The organism is Nocardia sp. NPDC057227 (assembly GCF_042669725.1).
Classification (GTDB): domain Bacteria; phylum Actinomycetota; class Actinomycetes; order Mycobacteriales; family Mycobacteriaceae; genus Nocardia; species Nocardia asteroides_A.
The window spans coordinates 38,456-56,285 of record NZ_JBHUXA010000009.1 but is presented as its reverse complement, the minus strand read 5'-3'; the positions used below and the strand labels follow the sequence as shown (position 1 = coordinate 56,285).

Annotated in this window: 18 protein-coding genes; 4 read left to right on the top strand and 14 right to left on the bottom strand. The window is 71.5% G+C overall.

Translation table 11 applies throughout. From position 1 onward, the window contains the following. Positions 1 to 10 precede the first annotated feature (10 nt). On the top strand, positions 11 to 622 hold the full coding sequence (locus tag ACFUJ1_RS14920; RefSeq protein ID WP_378645816.1) for a TetR family transcriptional regulator: 612 nt from the start codon (positions 11 to 13) through the stop codon (positions 620 to 622). Positions 623 to 1,400: 778 nt separating this feature from the next. Continuing rightward, positions 1,401 to 2,573 (top strand): XRE family transcriptional regulator, encoded by a 1,173-nt coding sequence (locus ACFUJ1_RS14915; protein ID WP_378645815.1) that lies wholly within the window; start codon positions 1,401 to 1,403, stop codon positions 2,571 to 2,573. Here the strand turns inward: ACFUJ1_RS14915 and ACFUJ1_RS14910 are convergent. The 10 genes from ACFUJ1_RS14910 to ACFUJ1_RS14865 all read right to left on the bottom strand — a co-directional run bounded on the left by ACFUJ1_RS14910 (position 2,562) and on the right by ACFUJ1_RS14865 (position 12,317). Continuing rightward, the gene (locus ACFUJ1_RS14910) at positions 2,562 to 3,395 is read right to left on the bottom strand and encodes an alpha/beta hydrolase (protein WP_378645813.1); all 834 of its coding nucleotides are present in this window, start codon (positions 3,393 to 3,395) and stop codon (positions 2,562 to 2,564) included. The genes ACFUJ1_RS14915 and ACFUJ1_RS14910 overlap by 12 nt on opposite strands. Before the next feature lie 8 nt (positions 3,396 to 3,403). Continuing rightward, entirely contained in the window at positions 3,404 to 4,258 is an 855-nt protein-coding gene (locus ACFUJ1_RS14905; RefSeq protein WP_378645812.1) for a sterol desaturase family protein, read from the bottom strand. A gap of 43 nt (positions 4,259 to 4,301) precedes the next feature. Beyond that, on the bottom strand, positions 4,302 to 5,117 hold the full coding sequence (locus ACFUJ1_RS14900) for a helix-turn-helix transcriptional regulator (RefSeq protein ID WP_378645811.1): 816 nt from the start codon (positions 5,115 to 5,117) through the stop codon (positions 4,302 to 4,304). Between the two features lie 77 nt (positions 5,118 to 5,194). Beyond that, positions 5,195 to 6,418 (bottom strand): MFS transporter, encoded by a 1,224-nt coding sequence (locus tag ACFUJ1_RS14895; protein WP_378645810.1) that lies wholly within the window; start codon positions 6,416 to 6,418, stop codon positions 5,195 to 5,197. Then, a complete protein-coding gene (locus ACFUJ1_RS14890; protein ID WP_378645809.1) occupies positions 6,415 to 7,767 on the bottom strand; it encodes an LLM class flavin-dependent oxidoreductase in 1,353 nt (450 codons plus the stop codon). Before ACFUJ1_RS14890 ends, ACFUJ1_RS14895 begins: the two co-directional genes overlap by 4 nt. Then, on the bottom strand, positions 7,764 to 8,510 hold the full coding sequence (locus tag ACFUJ1_RS14885) for an ABC transporter ATP-binding protein (protein ID WP_378645807.1): 747 nt from the start codon (positions 8,508 to 8,510) through the stop codon (positions 7,764 to 7,766). Before ACFUJ1_RS14885 ends, ACFUJ1_RS14890 begins: the two co-directional genes overlap by 4 nt. Then, entirely contained in the window at positions 8,486 to 9,352 is an 867-nt protein-coding gene (locus ACFUJ1_RS14880; RefSeq protein WP_378645806.1) for an ABC transporter permease, read from the bottom strand. Before ACFUJ1_RS14880 ends, ACFUJ1_RS14885 begins: the two co-directional genes overlap by 25 nt. Continuing rightward, positions 9,352 to 10,440, bottom strand: coding sequence for an ABC transporter substrate-binding protein (locus tag ACFUJ1_RS14875; protein WP_378645804.1), 1,089 nt, complete (start codon positions 10,438 to 10,440; stop codon positions 9,352 to 9,354). The genes ACFUJ1_RS14880 and ACFUJ1_RS14875 overlap by 1 nt, the downstream gene beginning before the upstream one ends. A gap of 135 nt (positions 10,441 to 10,575) precedes the next feature. Further along, positions 10,576 to 11,736: an alpha/beta fold hydrolase gene (locus ACFUJ1_RS14870; RefSeq protein ID WP_378645803.1), complete on the bottom strand. Its 1,161-nt coding sequence runs from the start codon at positions 11,734 to 11,736 to the stop codon at positions 10,576 to 10,578. 101 nt (positions 11,737 to 11,837) lie between these two features. Beyond that, positions 11,838 to 12,317 carry an SRPBCC family protein gene (locus ACFUJ1_RS14865; protein WP_378645801.1) on the bottom strand — a complete coding sequence of 160 codons (480 nt, stop codon included), beginning with the start codon at positions 12,315 to 12,317 and terminating at the stop codon, positions 11,838 to 11,840. A gap of 54 nt (positions 12,318 to 12,371) precedes the next feature. Here ACFUJ1_RS14865 and ACFUJ1_RS14860 point away from each other — a divergent pair, with 54 nt between their 5' ends. Next, a complete protein-coding gene (locus ACFUJ1_RS14860) occupies positions 12,372 to 13,526 on the top strand; it encodes an acyl-CoA dehydrogenase family protein (RefSeq protein WP_378645800.1) in 1,155 nt (384 codons plus the stop codon). Here the strand turns inward: ACFUJ1_RS14860 and bioD are convergent. The 3 genes from bioD to ACFUJ1_RS14845 all read right to left on the bottom strand — a co-directional run bounded on the left by bioD (position 13,489) and on the right by ACFUJ1_RS14845 (position 16,006). Then, on the bottom strand, positions 13,489 to 14,202 hold the full coding sequence (gene bioD, locus ACFUJ1_RS14855; protein ID WP_378646087.1) for a dethiobiotin synthase: 714 nt from the start codon (positions 14,200 to 14,202) through the stop codon (positions 13,489 to 13,491). The two genes, ACFUJ1_RS14860 and bioD, sit on opposite strands and share 38 nt — an antisense overlap. Before the next feature lie 131 nt (positions 14,203 to 14,333). After that, positions 14,334 to 15,488 carry an 8-amino-7-oxononanoate synthase gene (locus tag ACFUJ1_RS14850; RefSeq protein WP_378645799.1) on the bottom strand — a complete coding sequence of 385 codons (1,155 nt, stop codon included), beginning with the start codon at positions 15,486 to 15,488 and terminating at the stop codon, positions 14,334 to 14,336. Between the two features lie 59 nt (positions 15,489 to 15,547). Then, a complete protein-coding gene (locus ACFUJ1_RS14845; RefSeq protein ID WP_378645797.1) occupies positions 15,548 to 16,006 on the bottom strand; it encodes a MarR family winged helix-turn-helix transcriptional regulator in 459 nt (152 codons plus the stop codon). A gap of 73 nt (positions 16,007 to 16,079) precedes the next feature. Between ACFUJ1_RS14845 and ACFUJ1_RS14840 the strand changes: the two genes are divergently transcribed. After that, complete coding sequence (locus ACFUJ1_RS14840) at positions 16,080 to 16,454, top strand: cupin domain-containing protein (protein WP_378645796.1); 375 nt, start codon at positions 16,080 to 16,082, stop codon at positions 16,452 to 16,454. A gap of 20 nt (positions 16,455 to 16,474) precedes the next feature. Here the strand turns inward: ACFUJ1_RS14840 and ACFUJ1_RS14835 are convergent, their stop codons facing one another. Continuing rightward, positions 16,475 to 17,746 (bottom strand): adenosylmethionine--8-amino-7-oxononanoate transaminase, encoded by a 1,272-nt coding sequence (locus ACFUJ1_RS14835; RefSeq protein ID WP_378645794.1) that lies wholly within the window; start codon positions 17,744 to 17,746, stop codon positions 16,475 to 16,477. Positions 17,747 to 17,830: the final 84 nt, after the last annotated feature.

Below are 17,830 nucleotides of genomic sequence, written 5' to 3'. Positions count from 1 at the left end.
AGGTCGGCGGGTGCAGTTGCGCAGGGGAGATGTGGTGGACGGTGCGATCGCCATCCTCGACGAGTACGGCCTGGCCGATCTGACCATGCGCAGGTTGGCGAGTTCGCTGAACGTGCAGCCCGGGGCGCTCTACTGGCACTTCCCGAACAAGCAGGCGCTGCTCGGCGCCGTCGCCGACCGCATCCTCGCCCCCATGGAGCAGCCGGTGGCCGCCTCGGACTGGGCCGGGCAGCTGGTCGAGCTGGCGCACCGGCTGCGCGACTGCCTGCTCGCCTACCGCGACGGCGCCGAGCTGGTCTCCGCCACCTACGCCTCCCGGCTCACCACCAGCCGCGGGCGGGAACGTTTCGCGGACGCCGCGCTTTCCGCCGGAATGCCGCGGCGCGACGCCGATCTCGCTGCCTTCGCGCTGCTCTACTACGTGCTCGGGCAGACGGTCGATGAGCAGTCGCGGATGCAGATGGATTCGGTGGGGGCACTGGCGGAGCCGGATTCGCCGCTCGTCGAAGCGGATGCCGATCCGACCGCGCGGTTCGACTTCGGGTTGCAATTGTTCGTGGGCGGGGTACGGAACAGTCTCGATCGCGCTCATGATCCGGAGTACGTCGCCGAGGGCGAGTGAGAGGTGTTCGATCAGTCCCATAGACCGGCGCAAGGAAGCGGCGGGAGGTCATCACAGACTTCGTCGTCCACACTGACGGCGAATTCGGGACAGCTCTGCGCCAGTTGGTCGGCGACGTCCTGGGCTTGCTCCGCGGTGGCTTGGTAGTCCAGTCGCAAGGGACCGGACTCTATGTGGATACGGCGGATCCGCCGATTCGCGCTCATGGTGTTGCCTCAAAGGGCGAATGCATGACGGATCTTCCTGCTTCAAGCGGACTCTGCCGACCGGGCCGAGACGGAAGTACCCGGCACCGGGGGCTCCGTTCGAAGCCACCGGTACGCCCGCCGTTGGGTCAACCGATGCACCGCTGAGAGGTTCGCGGCGTCACCCCGGTACCGGATACCAACGACCACTTTCGCGTTTGCCCTGTTCAGGGGCTATGCCCAATCGTCGTGGACCGCTATGCGTCCGGCGTATATTCCGGTATCGGCCAGACGATTACGCTTGACCCGAGCGACGGGAGGGACCATCAGGGGGGACAGCCATGGCACGGGCGCCTAAGCCGCATCGCTACTGCGCCCGCTGCGGCGCTCGGCTGAACAGCTACAACGCTGGATCGTTGTGCAGCCCCTGTGACGGCAATGCCCGCGACGAACGCCATCATCCGCCGAAGGTACCGCCGGCGTTCTGGCGGACCGATCGAGTGCGGGATGCGTGCGCCACCCGGCATATGGGTCGCGTATTCCACGCCTACCGCACCCATCCATTCCATGGGCATCAGCTACCCCAGCAGTTGATGGCGAACTGGCTCGGTCTCACCCAGGCGCAGCTCAGTCGCATCGAGAAGGGTGCAGCCCCCGACCAGATATCCAAGTTGATCCGGTGGGCGGAGATCCTCGACGTTCCGAGAGAACTGCTCTGGTTCGAACTGCCGGGGATCCAGAACGAAGGCGTCGTACCGGGCGGACTTCACGATGCGGTCGCATTGGCGCGCTGGCTGATCGCGGATGGTGCCGGACCTCTGCCATCCAGCCGCTGCCCCGACGACCTCCAGCAGGTCGGCCAGGCATTGGCGGACGCTCACCGCTACTTCGATGGCAACGTCGTGGAGTTCTTTCGCCAGCAGCTCGCCCGCTGCAAAGCAGCCGACGGGTCTCTCGGTCCCTCGGAAGCGCTGCCGCTCACTCTGGCGCTGATCGGGGCGATTCGCCAGCATGTCCGGGATGTTCGACCGACGATCCGGCAGCAACTGCTCGCGCTCGGCGCAGACGGTGCCGAATTCGCCGGTTCGCTTTATCGCGATCTGCACGATCCGGTCACCGCCACCTTCCTCTACGACCGGTCGATGGAGTGGGCGCAAGCCGCGGGCAGTCTGCCCATGCAGGGCTACGTACTCCTCAAGAAGTCGCAAATGGCATACGAGACCGGCGATATCGGAACACTTCGGGCACTGGCTCGGGCTGCCGACGAGGGGCCGTGGCAACTTCCGGCTCGGATCAAAGCCGAAGTGGTGCAACAGGAAGCGCTCGGTAGGGCGATGCTCGGTGAGCCGTTCACCGCGGTGAAGCACAAACTGGATGTCGCCGAACAGATGCTCAGCACAGCTGCGGTAACCACCGGTGAACCGCTGATCAGCTACTTCGACCAGGATACGTTCCGTCTTCGGGCCGCTGTCTGCCACACGGAAGCGGGAAGACCACAGATCGCCGCGCAGCTGTTCGGTCAGGTGCTGACGAGCGGATCGTTGTCTCGTCGCGATACCGGATTCTTCGGTGCGCGTCAGGCCAAAGCCCTGGCACTGAGCGGCGAGCCGGACGAAGCGGCACGGGTCGCGGTGCGATCCGTCGGTGTTGCCCGTGAAACTCGTTCGGAGCGAACGATAAACGTCGTGGTCGAAGTTGTCCGAGCGCTCGACTGCTGGCGGCACCGGTCGATGGTGCGCCAGCTCAGCGACGTACTACAGCCCTGACGCCGAGCCGGTCACTAGCCAGTTGGCAACGATCCCGATGACCTCGGCCTGATACGCCTGGCTTTTCGGGTGCAGGTACTGCGGATCATCGTGGACGGCGAACCCGTGCTGCGATCCTTCGATCTCCACCAGCTCGACTGGCACGGTGAACTCGGCGACGGCCGCGCGGGAACCGTCGATCGGAACCAGCGTGTCGGCATTGCCGTGGACGATCAGGGTCGGAGTACGGATCTCGCCGAGGACTTCGTTCGGCTTCAGCCAGAACACCTCGTTCAGCAGCGGTCGACCATGTTTCAGAGTCGGCGTGAACTGAATCGCGCCCGTCTCGTCGAGTTCCTTCGCCCGCTCGTCACCGATGACATCGTCATTCCAGTAGTCGCGGGTATCGATGGTGCGCTTCTTGTAGTCGAACTGCGGATTGAGCAGCACCAGCCGTGCCAGCTCGTCCTGCCCTTTCGCCGCGTAATAGGCACAGATACCACCGCCGAAGCTGGCACCGAGCAGGCTGATCTCCGGCGCACCGGTCAGCGCGCGCAGTTCGGCGATGGCAACGCGAATGTCGTTGAGAATCGTGGAGAGGGTCAGCTCTTCCTGCCGACCGTCGCTCTCGCCGTGACCGCGGAGATCGAATCGGAGCGATGCCACACCGGCGTCAGCGAGACCATCCGCCAACCGGGCGAAGAAACCTCCCTCCTCCCTGGTGACACCACCGCCGTGGACCAGGACGATGGCGCGGGTCGCGGGGCCTTCCGGAATGACGGAGGTAGCGGCGAGATGGAGACCATCGAGGGTGCGAATGCGGCGGGTGCTGATGGTGGGCACAGGCACAGTCAATCAGACCGGGTCGACCGGGTGAAGGGTTCGGCGAGCTGGGCCAGGTAGCCGGTGGGGTAGTCGGGTTTCGCGGCCATGCCGAGGTCGGCGCTGGTGAAGCGGCGGGCCGGGTCGTAGCTGTGGGTGCGGAGCAGGTGGTCCCAGAGGAGGGTGAAGAGCCCGAAGTTCACGTCGCCGATGCCTGCCCACTTCAGGTGGTGGAAGCGGTGGCCCTCGTTGAGCGCCAGCACATATCGGAGCGGCCCGACGCGGTAGTCGGCGTTGGAGTGTTGCAGCAGCAGTTGCACTGCCACGGCGAGGGAGAGAGCGGCGGCGACCGGGACGGGCATACCGGCGAGCAGTAACGGGCTGACACCGGCGGTCATTTCGACGGTCTGGTGCAGGGGGTGTTTCATCAGGCCGTTGAGACCGTAGAAGCGGGTGACGCTGTGGTGCACGGCGTGGAAGCGCCACAGGACGCCGATCTTGTGGCTGGCGTAGTGGGCCAGGGTGATGCCGAGGTCGGCGACCAGGATCGCGATCAGTACCTGGGTCACGAACGGCCAGGTGTTGGGCCAGATTCCGGCGCCGGGGATGACGGCGGCGAGGGCGGGGATGACAGCGACGCTCGCGAGAATCAGGGTTTCGTTGACCAGGGCGTGGGCGGTGTCGCGGCCGAGGTCGCCGTGCGAGGTGTTCCAGGATTCCTGGTACGGCAGCACGCGTTCGGCGGCGAACGACACCGCGACGGCGAGGGCGAGCAGGGCGAGCAGCCAGGCTTTGGGGGCGCCGGTGGCGGCAAGGGCGATACCGGCACCGTTGATGCCGAACAACAGGAAGGGCGCGTAGCCGTAGCGGATGAGCGTGGACATGGATCGAGCCTCGCGCCCGGATACGTTGCTGAGCTTGAAGAAATCAGCCGACTTCGCTCGCGGGCGGGGGTCGCCAGCCGGTGGCGATGAGCGCTTCGGTGGGGGTGAGGCCGATCAGCTCGCGGCAGGTACGGGTCAGGTGGGCGCTGTCGGCGAAGCCTGCGGTGTGGGCGGCCTCGGTCAGCGACCCGCCGTCGCGCACGACGGTGAAGGCCCGATGCAGGCGGGTCCAGCGCCGCCACGCCGCATACGGCAGCCCGACGTGGGCGGTGAACACGTGCGAAAGCCGGCTGCCCGAGATCCCCACCCGCGCGGCGAGTTCGCCGAGTGCGGGCGGGCCGTCCGGCCACTCGGTCGCGGCCCGCAGCGCGGCGGTGACCGCCGGATGCGCTCGCCGCGGCCGGGCCGGGGCGGCGAGCGCATCCGGTGGGCGCGGGCGGGCGGCGCGCACCCAGCTGTCCGCCCGGTCGGCGGGCAGACCGTCCAACCGGGACACCGCCGCGTGCGCGGTGGCGCTGTCGGGATCGAGGAAGGCAACGAACCCGGTGGTGCCGGGCTCGGCCTGCACCCGGTGGCCGACGCCGGGCGGGATGATCGCCACCTGCGCGGCCGCGCTGCTACCTGCGGTGTCGGTGAGGGTGAGCGCGCCGTCGGCCACGAACAGGACTTGCACCGCGGCGTGCGCGTGCGCGGCCGCGTCCCCGATCCGGCCGGTGAACGCCATCAGCCCCGGCGTGCGCACCAGCCCGCCGCGCCAGCGCGACGGGAAACCCGCCGGTGCGGACGGGACCGTCACCGCCGAGCCCGCATCCGGTGTCCGGCCGGGCCCGGCGGGGCAGGGCGCTTCGAGGTCGAGCACGTCGAGGTGAGACGTGAGCCTCGCTCAGCTGAGCAATGACACCGCACACTCCGAACGGTATCGGGTCAGAGCCCGGCTCACCTGTCGCGCAGCACGCCCCCCGGCCCCGGGAACCAGCGGTACATGGCCGCAGCACCCGCACCGGCGGCAACGGCCAGAACCACCGCCGCTCCCCCGAGCATCGACACGGCGCCGATCACGCCGATGGTGATCGGCCCGGCGAACATGCCGAAATCGTGCGTCAACCGCCACGCCCCGAGGAACTCCGCGCGCCGGTCCGGCGGGGCGATATCCGCGCCGACCGTCATGATGACCCCGTTGCTGAGCCCGTTGGCGACGCCGAGCAGCACGGCGACGACACTCAGCCACAGCACCGACCCCGCGAACGGGAGCACCGCGTAGCCGACGGCGAAGCAGAGCATGGACGGCACGCCGATGGCTCTGCGCCCGAAGCGGTCCATCCAGAGCCCGGACGGGTAGCTCATGAGGACGTCGACCGCGCCCGCGATGCCGAAGAGCAGCGCGACCACCGCGGCGTCGGCGCCGATATGCGCGGCCCAGAGCGGGAGCAGCACCTGGCGGGAGGCGCGCGCGGCGCCCATGAGCAGCGCACCGGAGCCGAGCGTGGTGAGCAGCCCGCGCTGCTCACGCAGCACGGTGCCGAGCCCGGTCACGCCCTTGGCGGCGGCGCCGTCCTCGGGTTCCGGCATGACGGCGACCAGTCCCCCGGCCAGCACCACCGCGCCGAGCTGCACCCAGAGCGCGCCGACCGGTCCGGCACCGTGCACGATGGCCGCGCCGAGGAACGGCCCGGCGAAGAACCCGAGCCGCATGCTCCCGGCGAAGACCGAGAGCACCCGGCCCCGGTCGGCCGCGGGCACCACCGCCACCACGTACGACTGCCGCGCCAGCCCCCACACCGCGGTGGCGGCGCCGGCGAGCAGCATGCCGGCGCCGAAGACCGCGATATTCGGCGCGAAGATGGCCGCGAGCATGCCGAGCGCGCCGGCCGCGGAGCCGAGCGCGATGGCGACGCGCTCGCCGAGCCGGGCCACGATCGATCCGGCGGGCAGGTCCATCAGGATCATGCCGAAGCCGGAGAGCGCGACGACCAGCCCCGCGAGCCCGGGCGATGCGCCCAGCTCCAGCGCGCGCAGCGGGAACATGGGCGCGGCCGCGCCGTTGCCGAGGCCGTAGACGGCCGACGGCAGGAAGACCGGAAGGACGAGCGGCGCCAGCCGGGCCCGCACAGGCGGGCCCGGCTTCGGACAGCCGGTGTCGGGTGCCGCCTCGGCGGTCACCCGGCCAGCGCCGCGCGGCGGGCGAACTGGCTCTCCGGGCGCGGCAGCCCGAAGTGGTCGCGCAGCGTGGTTCCGCTGTACTCGGTGCGGAAGAGCCCGCGCCGCTGCAGGATCGGCACCACCTGCTCGGCGAAGACCTCCAGCCCGCCCGGGTAGTACGGCGGCATGACGTTGAAGCCGTCGGCCGCGCCCTGGGTGAACCACTCCTCGATGGTGTCGGCCACCTGCTCCGGCGTTCCGGCGAAGACCCGGTGCCCGCGGGCGCCGGCCAGCCGGTGCAGCAGCCCGCGCACGGTGGGGCGCTCGCGCTGCACGATGCCGGCGATCACCTGCAGCCTGCTGCGGCTGTTGTCGGTGACGTCGCCCGCCTGCTCGAAGAGCGCGAGCGGCACCGGCTCGTCCAGCGGCAGGTGCCGCAGGCTGGTGCCGACCAGGTTCTCCAGCTGGTGCAGCCCGTACTCGGCCACGGTGAGCTCGTTGAACTCGCGCTCCAGCTGCTTGGCGGCCGCCTCGGTGTCGGCGATGAAGGGGCTCAGCCCGGGCAGGATCTTGACGTGCTCGGGGTTGCGCCCGAACTCGGCCGCCTGCCGCTTGATGTCGCGGTAGAAGGTCTGCCCGTCGCTCAGCTGCTGGTGCGCGGTGAAGATGGCCTCGGCATAGCGCCCGGCGAAGGCGCGGCCCTCGTTCGAGGCGCCCGCCTGCACGAGCACCGGGTGCCCCTGCGGGGTGCGCGGCGCGTTGAACGGCCCGCGCACCCTGATGTGCTCGCCCTCGAAGTCGATCCGGTGGATCCGCTCCGGGTCGGCGTAGATGCCTGCCGCCGGGTCGAGCACGATGGCGTCGTCCTCCCACGAACCCCACAGCGCGACGACGGCGTCGACGAACTCGCGGGCGCGGGCGTACCGCTCCTCGTGGTCGGGGTGGCGGTCCAGCCCGAAGTTGGCGGCGGCCTGGTCGGTCGCGGTGGTGACGATGTTCCAGCCCGCGCGGCCGCCGGAGATGTGGTCGAGCGTGGAGAAGAGCCGGGCCAGGTTGTAGGGCTCGTAGTAGGTGGTGGATGCGGTCGCGATCAGCCCGAGATGGGTTGTGGCGGTGGCGATCGCGGTGAGCAGCGTGATCGGCTCCAGCCCGGAGGCGGCGTTGTGCTTGACGTTCACCCGCAGCGCGGGGCCGTCGGCGAAGAACACCGCGTCCAGCTTGGCGGCCTCGGCGGTGCGGCCGATCTCCTGGTAGTACTTCACGTCGTAGAGCCGGTCCGGGGAGCTGGCCGGGTGCCGCCAGGCCGCCTCGTGGTGCCCGGACGGGTAGATGAAGGCGTTCAGGCTGAGCTGTCGGGGCGCGGTGCTCATGAGGCTCGTCTTTCGGTCGAATCGGGGGTGTCGACGCCGAGCGCGCCGAGCAGCCGCTCGCGCAGCCGGGCGAAACGCGGGTCGCCGTGGCGCCGGGGACGTTCCAGGTCGACCGGCTCGTCGAGCACGATCCGGCCCTCGTCCAGGACCAGCACCCGGTCGGCCAGCGCGACGGCTTCGTCCACGTCGTGCGTCACCAGCAGGACGGCGGGGCGGTGCCGGGCGCAGAGCGCCTCGAGCAGGGCGTGCATGCGGAGCCGGGTGAGCGCGTCCAGCGCGCCGAACGGCTCGTCGGCCAGGAGCAACTCGGGCTCCCTGACCAGCGAGCGGGCCAGCGCGACGCGCTGCTGCTCGCCGCCGGAGAGCTCGCGCGGCCACGCCTTCTCCCGCCCGGCCAGCCCGACCTCGGCCAGCGCGGCGGTGCCGCGGGCCTTGGCGTCCGAGCCGGTCAGGCCGAGGGTCACGTTGTCGAGCACCCGGCTCCACGGCAGCAGCCGCGAATCCTGGAACACCACGGCGCGTTCGGCCGGCACGGTGAGCTCACCGTGCCCGGTGACCTCGCCGTCCAGCTCGGCCAGCGCGCGCAGCAGCGTGCTCTTGCCGGAGCCGCTGCGGCCGAGCAGCGCGACGAACTCGCCGCGCGCGATCTCCAGATCGATCCCGGCGAGGACATCCCGGTCGCCGAAGCTCCTGGTCAGCCCGCGGGTGCGGACCACGTTCAGTCCCCGAGTGTCTGTCGCCACGACAGCGCCCTCCTCTCGATGGTGCGCACGGCGATATCGCCGAACAGGCCGAGCAGGCCGTAGATCACCAGTCCGACCACGATCACGTCGATCTGGCCGTAGGTGCGGGCCTGGGTCATCAGGTAGCCGATGCCGCTGGTCGCGTTGACCTGCTCCACCACGACGAGGGCGAGCCAGGAGATGGTCACCGCGAGCCGCAGCCCGGTGAAGAAGCCGGGCAGCGAGCCGGGCAGCGCGATCCGGCGGACGAAGCCCCAGCGGGAGAGCCCGACGGTCTCCGCGAGCTCGACGTGCCTGGCGTCGACGCTGCGCAGGTGCGCGTGCGTGTTGATGTAGACCGGGATGAGCACGCTGGTGGTGATCACCACCAGCTTCATCTCCTCGCCGATGCCGAACCACACGATGAAGAGCGGGATCAGCGCGAGCGTCGGGATGGAGCGCTTGATCTGCACCGGGCCGTCGACCACCGCCTCGCCGATCCGGCTCAGCCCGGAGATCAGTGCGAGCACCAGCCCGATCGAGACGCCGAGCACCAGCCCGATCACCGCGCGCTGCAGCGAGGTGAGCAGGTTGGACTGCAGCCGGCCGTCGGCGATCAGGTCACCGGCGGTCTGCGCGACGGTCCAGGGGGCGGGCAGCGTCTCCGGGTCGATGGTGCCCGCGGCCGAGCCGATCACCCAGACGGCGATCAGGATGGCCGGGCCGATCCCGATCCCGAACGGGATCGCCTTGCCCGGGCCGAGCCTGCGCTTGCGGACGACCCGCCGCGCGCCGCTCGCCCGGCCGCTCGCGCGGCCGAACAGCCCGGCCGGTGCGCTGATCTTCCTGGTGATGGTGGCCATCAGCCGACCTCCGGTCCGAAGGAGGCGCCGGACTCGGTGACCGTCTGCGTGATCACGTCGTCGAAGCGCAGGTCGAAGCCGTTCTCCGCGCGCACCTTCTTGGGCAGCTGGCCCGCGGCGTCGATGGCGTCGATGGTCTTCTGCTGCACGTCGATGACCTTCTGGTCCAGGTGCGGGAAGGTCCACTGGCCGAGCGAGTTCACGATGCGCTCGGCGTCCTCCGGGCTCACCTTCTGGTTCTCGACGTAGTAGCGCCGCTCCCACTCGTCGCCGTGGGTGTTGGCCCAGTGGAAGGCGCGGATGAAGGCCGCGACGAGCGCGCGGGCCGCGCCCGCCTTGGCCGGGTCGTTCACCACGTCGCGGCGCGCGTAGAGGTAGGCGAGGCCGGGGTAGATGCCCGCGGTCTCGGAGTCCGGGATGAGGGTCGCGCCCTGGGTGCGCAGCAGCCGGGTGACGTTCGGCTCGATCAGCGGGGCCACGTCGACCTGGCCGGTGCGGACGGCGTCCAGGAATTCGGCCAGCTGCAGCCGGACCAGCTCGACGTCGCCGGTGTCGAGCCCGGCCTTGTCGAGCGCGCGGAGCACCGCGGCCTGCTGCGCGGTGCCCTCGGCGTAGGCGATCTTGCGGCCCTTCAGGTCGGCCAGCGTGCGCACCGGGACACCGGGCGCCACCGCGAGCTTCATGGACTGCGGGTTGGTGCGGTAGGAGGCGATGATCGGGACGTCCTGGCCGGCCGCGAGGGCGTGGATCGGCGGGACGTCGCCGACCGGCGCGATATCGGCGGCGCCCGCCCGGAAGGCCTCCAGGATGGCGGGGCCGCCGACGAAGTTGGCGAACTCCACCTGGAAGGGGAGTTTGTCCAGCTCGCCGGAGAAGCGCAGCGCCGACTGCAGCCGCTCGGACTGGTCGGCGATCACGAGCTTGGTGCCTGGCTGGATGTCGGTGGGCAGCGGGCCACTGGCCGCCGCGACCGGCTCGTCGCTCTTCGCACAACCGGCGGTGCCGAGGGTCGCGACGGTCGCCACGGCGAGCAGTGCGGCGGTCATGCGGCCGCGAAGGCCGGTGTGGAACAGACGGGTTCGAGACATGGTGCAGTAGTCAAGCAGCAGCGGCGAGCTGCGAAAACGGTTGTTTTCATCGCGATTGCAACTCGGCGTTGTCACCCCGTCCGGTTACCGTGCGGCTATGGGCATCGTCCTGTCGTACCGCGGCGCCGCCGTCGCTCACCTGGGCTGAGGCAGCGCGGCGCCGCCGCGCGCGGTCTGCTGGTAGCGGGCAAGGAAGGGCAGCACCCGCTCGGTGAACATGGCCTCGTATGCCTCCGGCCGCTGCCTCGGGTTCGCGTGCCCGATCCGGCCGCTCACCACGAGCAGCGCGCCCTCGCGGGCGCCGGCTTCCGCGGAGAGCGTCGCCTGGGTGCGGTCAACCAGCACGACGTGGTCGTCGGCCGGGTCGAGCGGGCGGAGCAGGACGATGGCGGGGCGGGCCCGGCCGGGGCGCGGCTCGCGCAGCGCGCGCAGGTCGTTGCCCGCGCCGCTGGCCACGATGGCGAGGAACTGCGCCTCGATCAGCCCGTTGCTGGCGGCGTCGGCGGAGAAGGTCTTCTGCCGCAGCACCTCGTCCAGCGCGGTGCCGAAGCGCGGCCAGTCCACGGTGGGCAGCGCGCCGTGGTGCGTGACGAAGCGGTCCCGGCGCGCGTACAGCTCGGCGGCGGTGCGCAGGGTGCGGCTCTCCCTGACCCCGGGCAGCCAGCCCATCCAGCGCACCAGGTCCTCGCCGCGGCCCCTGCTCTCCTGGCGCACCGAGTCCAGGTCGAGCGGGGTGCAGTCCAGGATCACCGAGAGCAGCCTGCGGTCGCTCCCGGTGTGGATGTGCCTGGCCACCTCCAGCGCGATCACGCCGCCCATGCTGTGCCCGACCAGGATCACGTTCCGCAGCCCCGACATCCGCGCGGCGCGCACGATCAGCTCCGCGATGACCCTGGTGTCGATGCCGTTCTGGTCGTAGCGGACCGCCCACACCACGCCGAGCTCGCTCAGCGCGGGGAGCGCGGCGGCGGTGTCGGTGGCGTTGAGGTTGCCGAGGCCGACCAGGTCGACCACGACGGTGTCCCATGGCGCGCCGTCGGCGGGCGTGGCGACCGGGAGCAGCGCGGGTTCGGTGCGGGCGAGGCGGTCGCGCTCGGGGGCCACGTCGTGCTGCCAGTACTGGGCGAACACGACGAATCCCGCGAGCAGCAGCGCGGTCACCCGCAGCGCGGCCGTTCGGGGGTGGCGCCACGACGTCCGGTCGCGCCGGGGGCGGGTCTCCCGCAGGCGGGCGCGACGTCGTGCATCGCTCCAATCCGAGACGGTGGACGGGTGCCGATTCTCCATCGGCGACACCCATCCCACTGTAAGCACGCCCCGGCGGGGGTGCCAGGCGAAGCGGGACGAACGGTCGGGTTACGGGCAGTGTCCGGGCAGGTGAGCGAGGGTACCGCCGGTCATGTCCCGGTCGGAGCTGCTCCGCTCTCCGCGAGCGCGGCGAGTTTGCCGAGCGAGATCCGCCAGCCCAGTTCGTTGTCCTCCGGCGCGACGCCGGGCGGCACCCCGTCGTGCAGCGCGACCAGGTCGGTGCCGCCGTCGGCGTCGGCGAGCGTGAACACGATCCGCATCTCGCCGCGGATCTCCGGGTCGTCGGTGTCGAACTCGACCACCTGGACGACCTGCTCGTCCGGCACCAGCGCGACGAACCGGCCCCGGTAGGAGTCGGTGCGGGCGTCGGTCTTGCCGGTGGTGGCGTCCGGGTCGTCGTAGGTGAGCGCGATGTGCACCGCGCCGCCCTCGCGCGGCTCGAAGGTCAGCACCTCGCTGCTCATACCGTCCGGGACCATCCAGGTGGCGACCGCGTCGGCGTCGAGCAGCAGCCGGTAGACGGCGCCGCGCGGGGCCGCGATGTGCCTGCCGATGCGGGTCGATGTCACGGGCCGACGATACTGGACGGCGGACCAGAGTTCTCCGGCAACGAAGGATCGGCAATGGCGCTCCCCCCACCCACCGTGTACAGCGCGGACCACGAGGCGTTCCGGGACAGTGTCCGGCAGTTCATCGAGCGCTCGGTGCGCCCGCACCTGGACGAGCACATCGAGCAGAAGGCGCTGCCGAGGCAGTTCTGGCTGGACGCGGGCAGCCAGGGGCTGCTCGGCCTCGAGGTGCCGGAGGAGTACGGCGGCGGCGCGGCGGGCGACTACCGGTTCAACGCGATCCTGCTGGAGGAGTTCGCGAAGGTGAACGCCTCGCTCGCCTCCTGCATGGGCATCCACGCCGACATCGTGCCGCCCTACCTGACCACGCTGGCCACCGAGGAGCAGCGCAAACGCTGGCTGCCCGGCATGGTGAGCGGCGAGCTCCTCACCGCCATCGCCATGACCGAGCCCTCCGGCGGCTCCGACCTGGCCGCGCTGAAGACCACGGCCGTGCGCGACGGCGCCGACTGGGTGCTCGACGGCTCCAAGACCTTCATCACCAACGGCTACTCCGCCGACCTGATCATCGTCGCGGCGCGCACCAGTCCGGAGAAGAAGGCCCGCGGCATCACGCTCTTCGCCGTCGAGGCGGACCGGCCCGGCTTCTCCCGCGGCCGCAAGCTGGACAAGGTGGGGCAGCCGGAGTCCGACACCGCCGAGCTCTTCTTCGACGGGGTCCGGGTGAGCGATGCCGAGGTGGTCGGCGAGGTCGACGGCGGGTTCATCCACATGATGCGGAACCTGCCGCAGGAGCGGCTCGGCTGCTCGGTCTCGAATCTCGCGCACGCGGAGCAGATCCTGGCCGAGACCCTGGAGTATGTGAAGGAGCGCAAGGCGTTCGGGCAGCAGATCGGGTCGTTCCAGCACAACAAGTTCCTGCTCGCGGAGCTGGCGACGAAGATCGACGTGACGCGGGCGTTCGTCGAGCGCTACGTCGCCGCGCACGCGGAGGGGGCGCTCTCGGCGACCGACGCCGCGAAGGCGAAGTGGTGGACGTCGGAGATCCAGAACGAGGTCCTCGACCACTGTGTGCAGCTCTACGGCGGGTACGGGTACATGAACGAGTACCGGGTGGCGCGGGCGTGGCGGGATGCCAGGGTGACCAAGATCTGGGCGGGGACGAACGAGATCATGAAGGAGTTGATCGGGCGGGAGCTGGGGTTGTAGGGGGTTCTGCCTCGGCTCGCCCGGGTGGGGCCGGGGCGAACCAGGCCGGGGCCTCCGCGGTGAAACGGGTGCGGTCCCAGGCGCCCGCTCCGGCGGGAACGGTGCCGACGACGGGCACGCCCGTGACCCGGGGCAGGTCGTCGCGGTTGCACTCGGCGGCGAGATCCGGTGTGTCCGGCCAGGAGCCGATGACCAGGCCCGCGCACGGTACACCCGCGGCCAGGAGCGCGCGCACGGTCAGCTCGCTGTGGTTGAGCGTGCCGAGCCCCGCCGCGGCGACCACGAGGACCGGTGCCGCCAGCCGGAGCGCCAGGTCGGCAAGGGTGAAGTCGCCGAGCCGGACCAGGAGGCCGCCCGCGCCCTCGACCAGGACCAGGTCGGCGTCGAGTTCTTCGACGGCGGCGGCGGTTTCGCCGAGGGTGAGCAGGGGTGCGCCGCAGCGGCGGGCGGCGGTGTCCGGGGCGAGCGGGTCGGGGTAGCGGGCCAGTTCCAGGGTTCGGGTGGCACCGCTGAGCCGGGTGATCTCGGCCAGATCGCCGGGTTCGCCCGGAGCGACGCCGGTCTGCGCGGGCTTGCACACCGCGACGGTCCGCCCCGCCGCCAGCGCCGCTGCCGCCAGCGCGGCCGTGGTGACGGTCTTGCCGACCTCGGTCGAGGTGCCGGTCACCAGCAGAATTCCGCTGTGTGCGTACGGAACTGGGCCCCGGCTCGCCGAAGCCGGCGCAGGTCCCGAAACAGTGGCGCCGCCCGCCTCGGGCACTCCGGCAAGGCTCGCCGATCCGGCGCGCCGCGGTGACCCCGCGCCACTCATGCCGGCACGTCTTCCCGCGGTCGCCGCGCTACCAGCACGGCCGCGAGCACCTCGCGAATCACCGCCAGCTCGGCATCGCTCAGATCCGCCCGCGCGGTGAGCCGCAACCGCGAGGTGCCCTCCGGCACCGTCGGCGGCCGGAAACACCCGACATCCAGCCCGCGCTCCCGGCAGGCCAGCGCGGCTTCGAAAGCCACCGACGCCTCCCCGAGCACCACCGACACGACGGCCGACGGCGGCTCCGGCACCCCGGCGATCCGCGCGATCTCCCCCGCCCGCTCCAGCACCGCGGCGGCCCGCTCCGGCTCGCGCCGCAGCACGCCGAGCGCCGCCCGCGCCGCACCGACGGCGGCCGGGGCGAGCCCCGTGTCGAAGATGAAGGTCCGCGCCGCATCGACCAGGTGGTCCCGCACCCGCCGGGGCCCGAGGACCGCCCCGCCCTGCGCCCCGAGCGCCTTGGAGAGCGTCGCGGTGACGATCAGATCCGGCTCCCCCGCCAGCCCCGCCTCGTACACCAGCCCGCGCCCGCCGCTCCCCCGCACCCCGAGCCCGTGCGCCTCGTCCACCACGAGCACCGCCCCCGCGGCCCTGGTCACCCGGTGCAGCGCGGCGAGCGGTGCGAGATCGCCGTCCGCGCTGAACACCGAATCGGTGACCACGAGCGCCCGGCGCTCGGTGCGCGCCGCCAGGATTCGCGCCACCGCGTCCACATCCCCGTGCGGCGCGACCGCGACCCGGGCCCGGGAGAGCCGGCACGCGTCGACCAGCGAGGCATGGCTCGCCGCGTCGGAGACCACCAGCGCGTCCCGCCCGGCGAGCGCCGTCACCACCCCGAGGTTCGCGGCGTACCCGGAGGCGAAGACCAGCCCGCTCTCCGCCCCGGTGAACTCGGCGAGCTCGCGCTCCAGCGCGATGTGCTCGTCGGTGGTCCCGGTGACCAGCCGCGACCCGGTCGACCCCGCTCCCCAGCGCCGCACCGCCGCGACCGCGCCCGCGATCACCTCGGGGTGCCGGGTGAGCCCCAGGTAGTCGTTGGAGGCCAGGTCGATGGCGGCCGACCGGGCTGCCCGTGGCCGCAGCTCGCGGCGCAGACCGGCGGCGACCCGCTCGGAGGCACGGTCGTCCAGCCAGCTCAGCGGATCGGTATTCACAGCTCGGGAGCATACTTGAACGCCGTTCAAGGCACGCTCCGGGGCGGGCGGCTCAGCGCTCAGCGGGCGAACCACCCCGGCGCGTCCAGCCGGAACAGCTCGCCGGGTGCGAGCACCCGCAGATCCCGCTCCAGCTCCGCGATCCGCCCGCTCCCCAGCTCCCGCGCCCACCCCCGCCGCACCCGGTCGAACACCGCCTCGGACCGGGCGAGCACCTCGTCCGCACGCGCCGTCAGCCGGTACACCTTGCGCCGCGCGTCCGCCGGATCGTCCTCGCGCCGCAGATACCCGAGCCGCTCCAGCGCCTCCGCCTGCTTCCCCGCCGCCTGCTTGGAGATCCCGAGCACCCGCCCCAGCTCCGCCGCCGTGCACCCCTCGGTCCGCAGCACCGCCTGGAACAGGAACCCGTGCATGGGCCGGATCTCCGGGTGCCCGTGCGCGGCCAGCTCCGCGTGCACCTCGTCCACGGCCGAGCGGAAGGCGAGCAGCATGCGCAGCGGCAGCTCGAAGGAGTTCACCTTGACAGGATAGACAACGTGGTTGACTATTGCCCAACAAGACAACCACGTTGACTACCTTCAGGAGCACCCGATGCCCGTCATCACCCGCGACCAGGCCCGCCACACCGTGACCCCGGCGGGCGCCATGACCACCCTCGCTTCTCCCACCCTCGGCGCCGCAGGCTCCGCGCTCTGGCGCGTCCGCATGGCCCCGCACGCCGCGGGCCCCGAGCACCGCATCGACGTCGAGCAGATCTGGACCGTCCTCGACGGCGGCGCGGAGATCACCCTCGGCGCCGAGAAGCTGACGCTCGCCCCCGGCGATACCGCCGTCCTCCCCGCCGACGTCCTCCGGCAGATCACGGCCGGGCCGTGGGGGCTCACCGCGGTAGCGACGGCGCCCGCCGGAGCCAATGCCTTCCGCGCGGGTGAAGCACAGGGCATCGTCCCGCCCTGGATCGCCTGACCCACGGCCGCGGGCGGTGCTCACGGCAGGGACGCCCGCACCGCCGCGCCGATCCCCCGCGCGATCGCCGCCACCTCGTCCGGAGCACTGATGAACGGCGGCATCGTGTAAACCAGATTCCGGAACGGCCGCAGCCAAACCCCCTCGCCGACAGCCGCATCGGTGGCGGCGGCCATGTCGACCGGACGTTCCAGCTCCACCACCCCGATGGCCCCGAGCACCCGCACATCCACCACCCCCGGCAGCGACGCCAGCGGCCCGAGCCCGGCAACCAACCCGGCCGAGATCGCGGAGACCTCGCCCGCCCAATCCCGGGAGAGCAGCAACTCCACCGACGCGACGGCGACGGCACAGGCCAGCGGGTTCCCCATGAAGGTCGGCCCGTGCATGAGCCCACCGTGCGCGGCACTCACCGTCTCGGCGATCCGCGTGGTGCACAGGGCGGCGGCGAGGGTGAGGTACCCGCCGGTCAGCGCTTTGCCGACGCAAAGCACATCCGGTGCGACCCCCGCCTGGTCGGCGGCGAAGAGCGTCCCGGTGCGCCCGAAGCCGGTGGCGATCTCGTCGAAGATCAGCAGCACCCCGTGGTGGTCGCAGAGCGCGCGCAGGTCGCTCAGGTAGCGGGGATGGTGCCAGCGCATGCCGCCCGCGCCCTGGACGACGGGCTCGACGATGACAGCGGCGAGTTCGTGCGCATGCGCCCCCAGCGCCCGGTCCAGCGACGCCACGTACGCCGGGTCGTACTCGCGCGGCGGCGGCCCGACGAACACCTGCGCGGCCAGCACGTCGGTCCACAGCGAGTGCATCCCCCCGTCCGGGTCGCAGACGCTCATCGGGGTGAAGGTGTCCCCGTGGTACCCCCCGCGCCAGGTGAGCAGCCGCCGCTTCGCCGGGCGGCCGACGGCCCGCCAGTACTGCAGGCACATCTTCACCGCGACCTCCACCGACACCGACCCGGAGTCGCAGAGGAACACCTTCTCCAGCCCGGCGGGCGTCAGCGAGACCAGCAGCTCGGCCAGGCGAACAGCCGGTTCGTTGGTGAGCCCGCCGAACATGACGTGGCTCATCTTCCCCGCCTGTGCCACCAGCGCGGCGTCCAGCACCGGATGCCGGTAACCGTGGATGGCGGCCCACCACGAACTCATGCCGTCGACCAGCACGCGCCCGTCGCCGAGCCGCAGCCGCACCCCGGACGCCGACGCCACCGGCAGCGGCGCGGTACTCGCCGGAAAACCGCCGTACGGATGCCAGACGTGGGCGGCGTCGAGCGTGATCAGCCGGTCGAGGTCCATAGCGGCACGGTACCTTGAACGCTGTTCAAGTCCGCGGCCCCTGTGATGGTCACGACCTGGCATCCCGGACCCGCCCGGTGCCAC

Excerpts from the sequence above, each read along its gene's own strand:
- ACFUJ1_RS14915 (WP_378645815.1), top strand. The coding sequence starts at position 1,401 with ATGGCGAACTGGCTCGGTCTCACCCAGGCGCAGCTCAGTCGCATCGAG.
- ACFUJ1_RS14905 (WP_378645812.1), bottom strand. The coding sequence starts at position 4,258 with ATGTCCACGCTCATCCGCTACGGCTACGCGCCCTTCCTGTTGTTCGGC.
- ACFUJ1_RS14890 (WP_378645809.1), bottom strand. The coding sequence starts at position 7,767 with ATGAGCACCGCGCCCCGACAGCTCAGCCTGAACGCCTTCATCTACCCG.
- ACFUJ1_RS14880 (WP_378645806.1), bottom strand. The coding sequence starts at position 9,352 with ATGGCCACCATCACCAGGAAGATCAGCGCACCGGCCGGGCTGTTCGGC.
- ACFUJ1_RS14875 (WP_378645804.1), bottom strand. The coding sequence starts at position 10,440 with ATGTCTCGAACCCGTCTGTTCCACACCGGCCTTCGCGGCCGCATGACC.
- ACFUJ1_RS14860 (WP_378645800.1), top strand. The coding sequence starts at position 12,372 with ATGGCGCTCCCCCCACCCACCGTGTACAGCGCGGACCACGAGGCGTTC.
- ACFUJ1_RS14840 (WP_378645796.1), top strand. The coding sequence starts at position 16,080 with ATGCCCGTCATCACCCGCGACCAGGCCCGCCACACCGTGACCCCGGCG.
- ACFUJ1_RS14835 (WP_378645794.1), bottom strand. The coding sequence starts at position 17,746 with ATGGACCTCGACCGGCTGATCACGCTCGACGCCGCCCACGTCTGGCAT.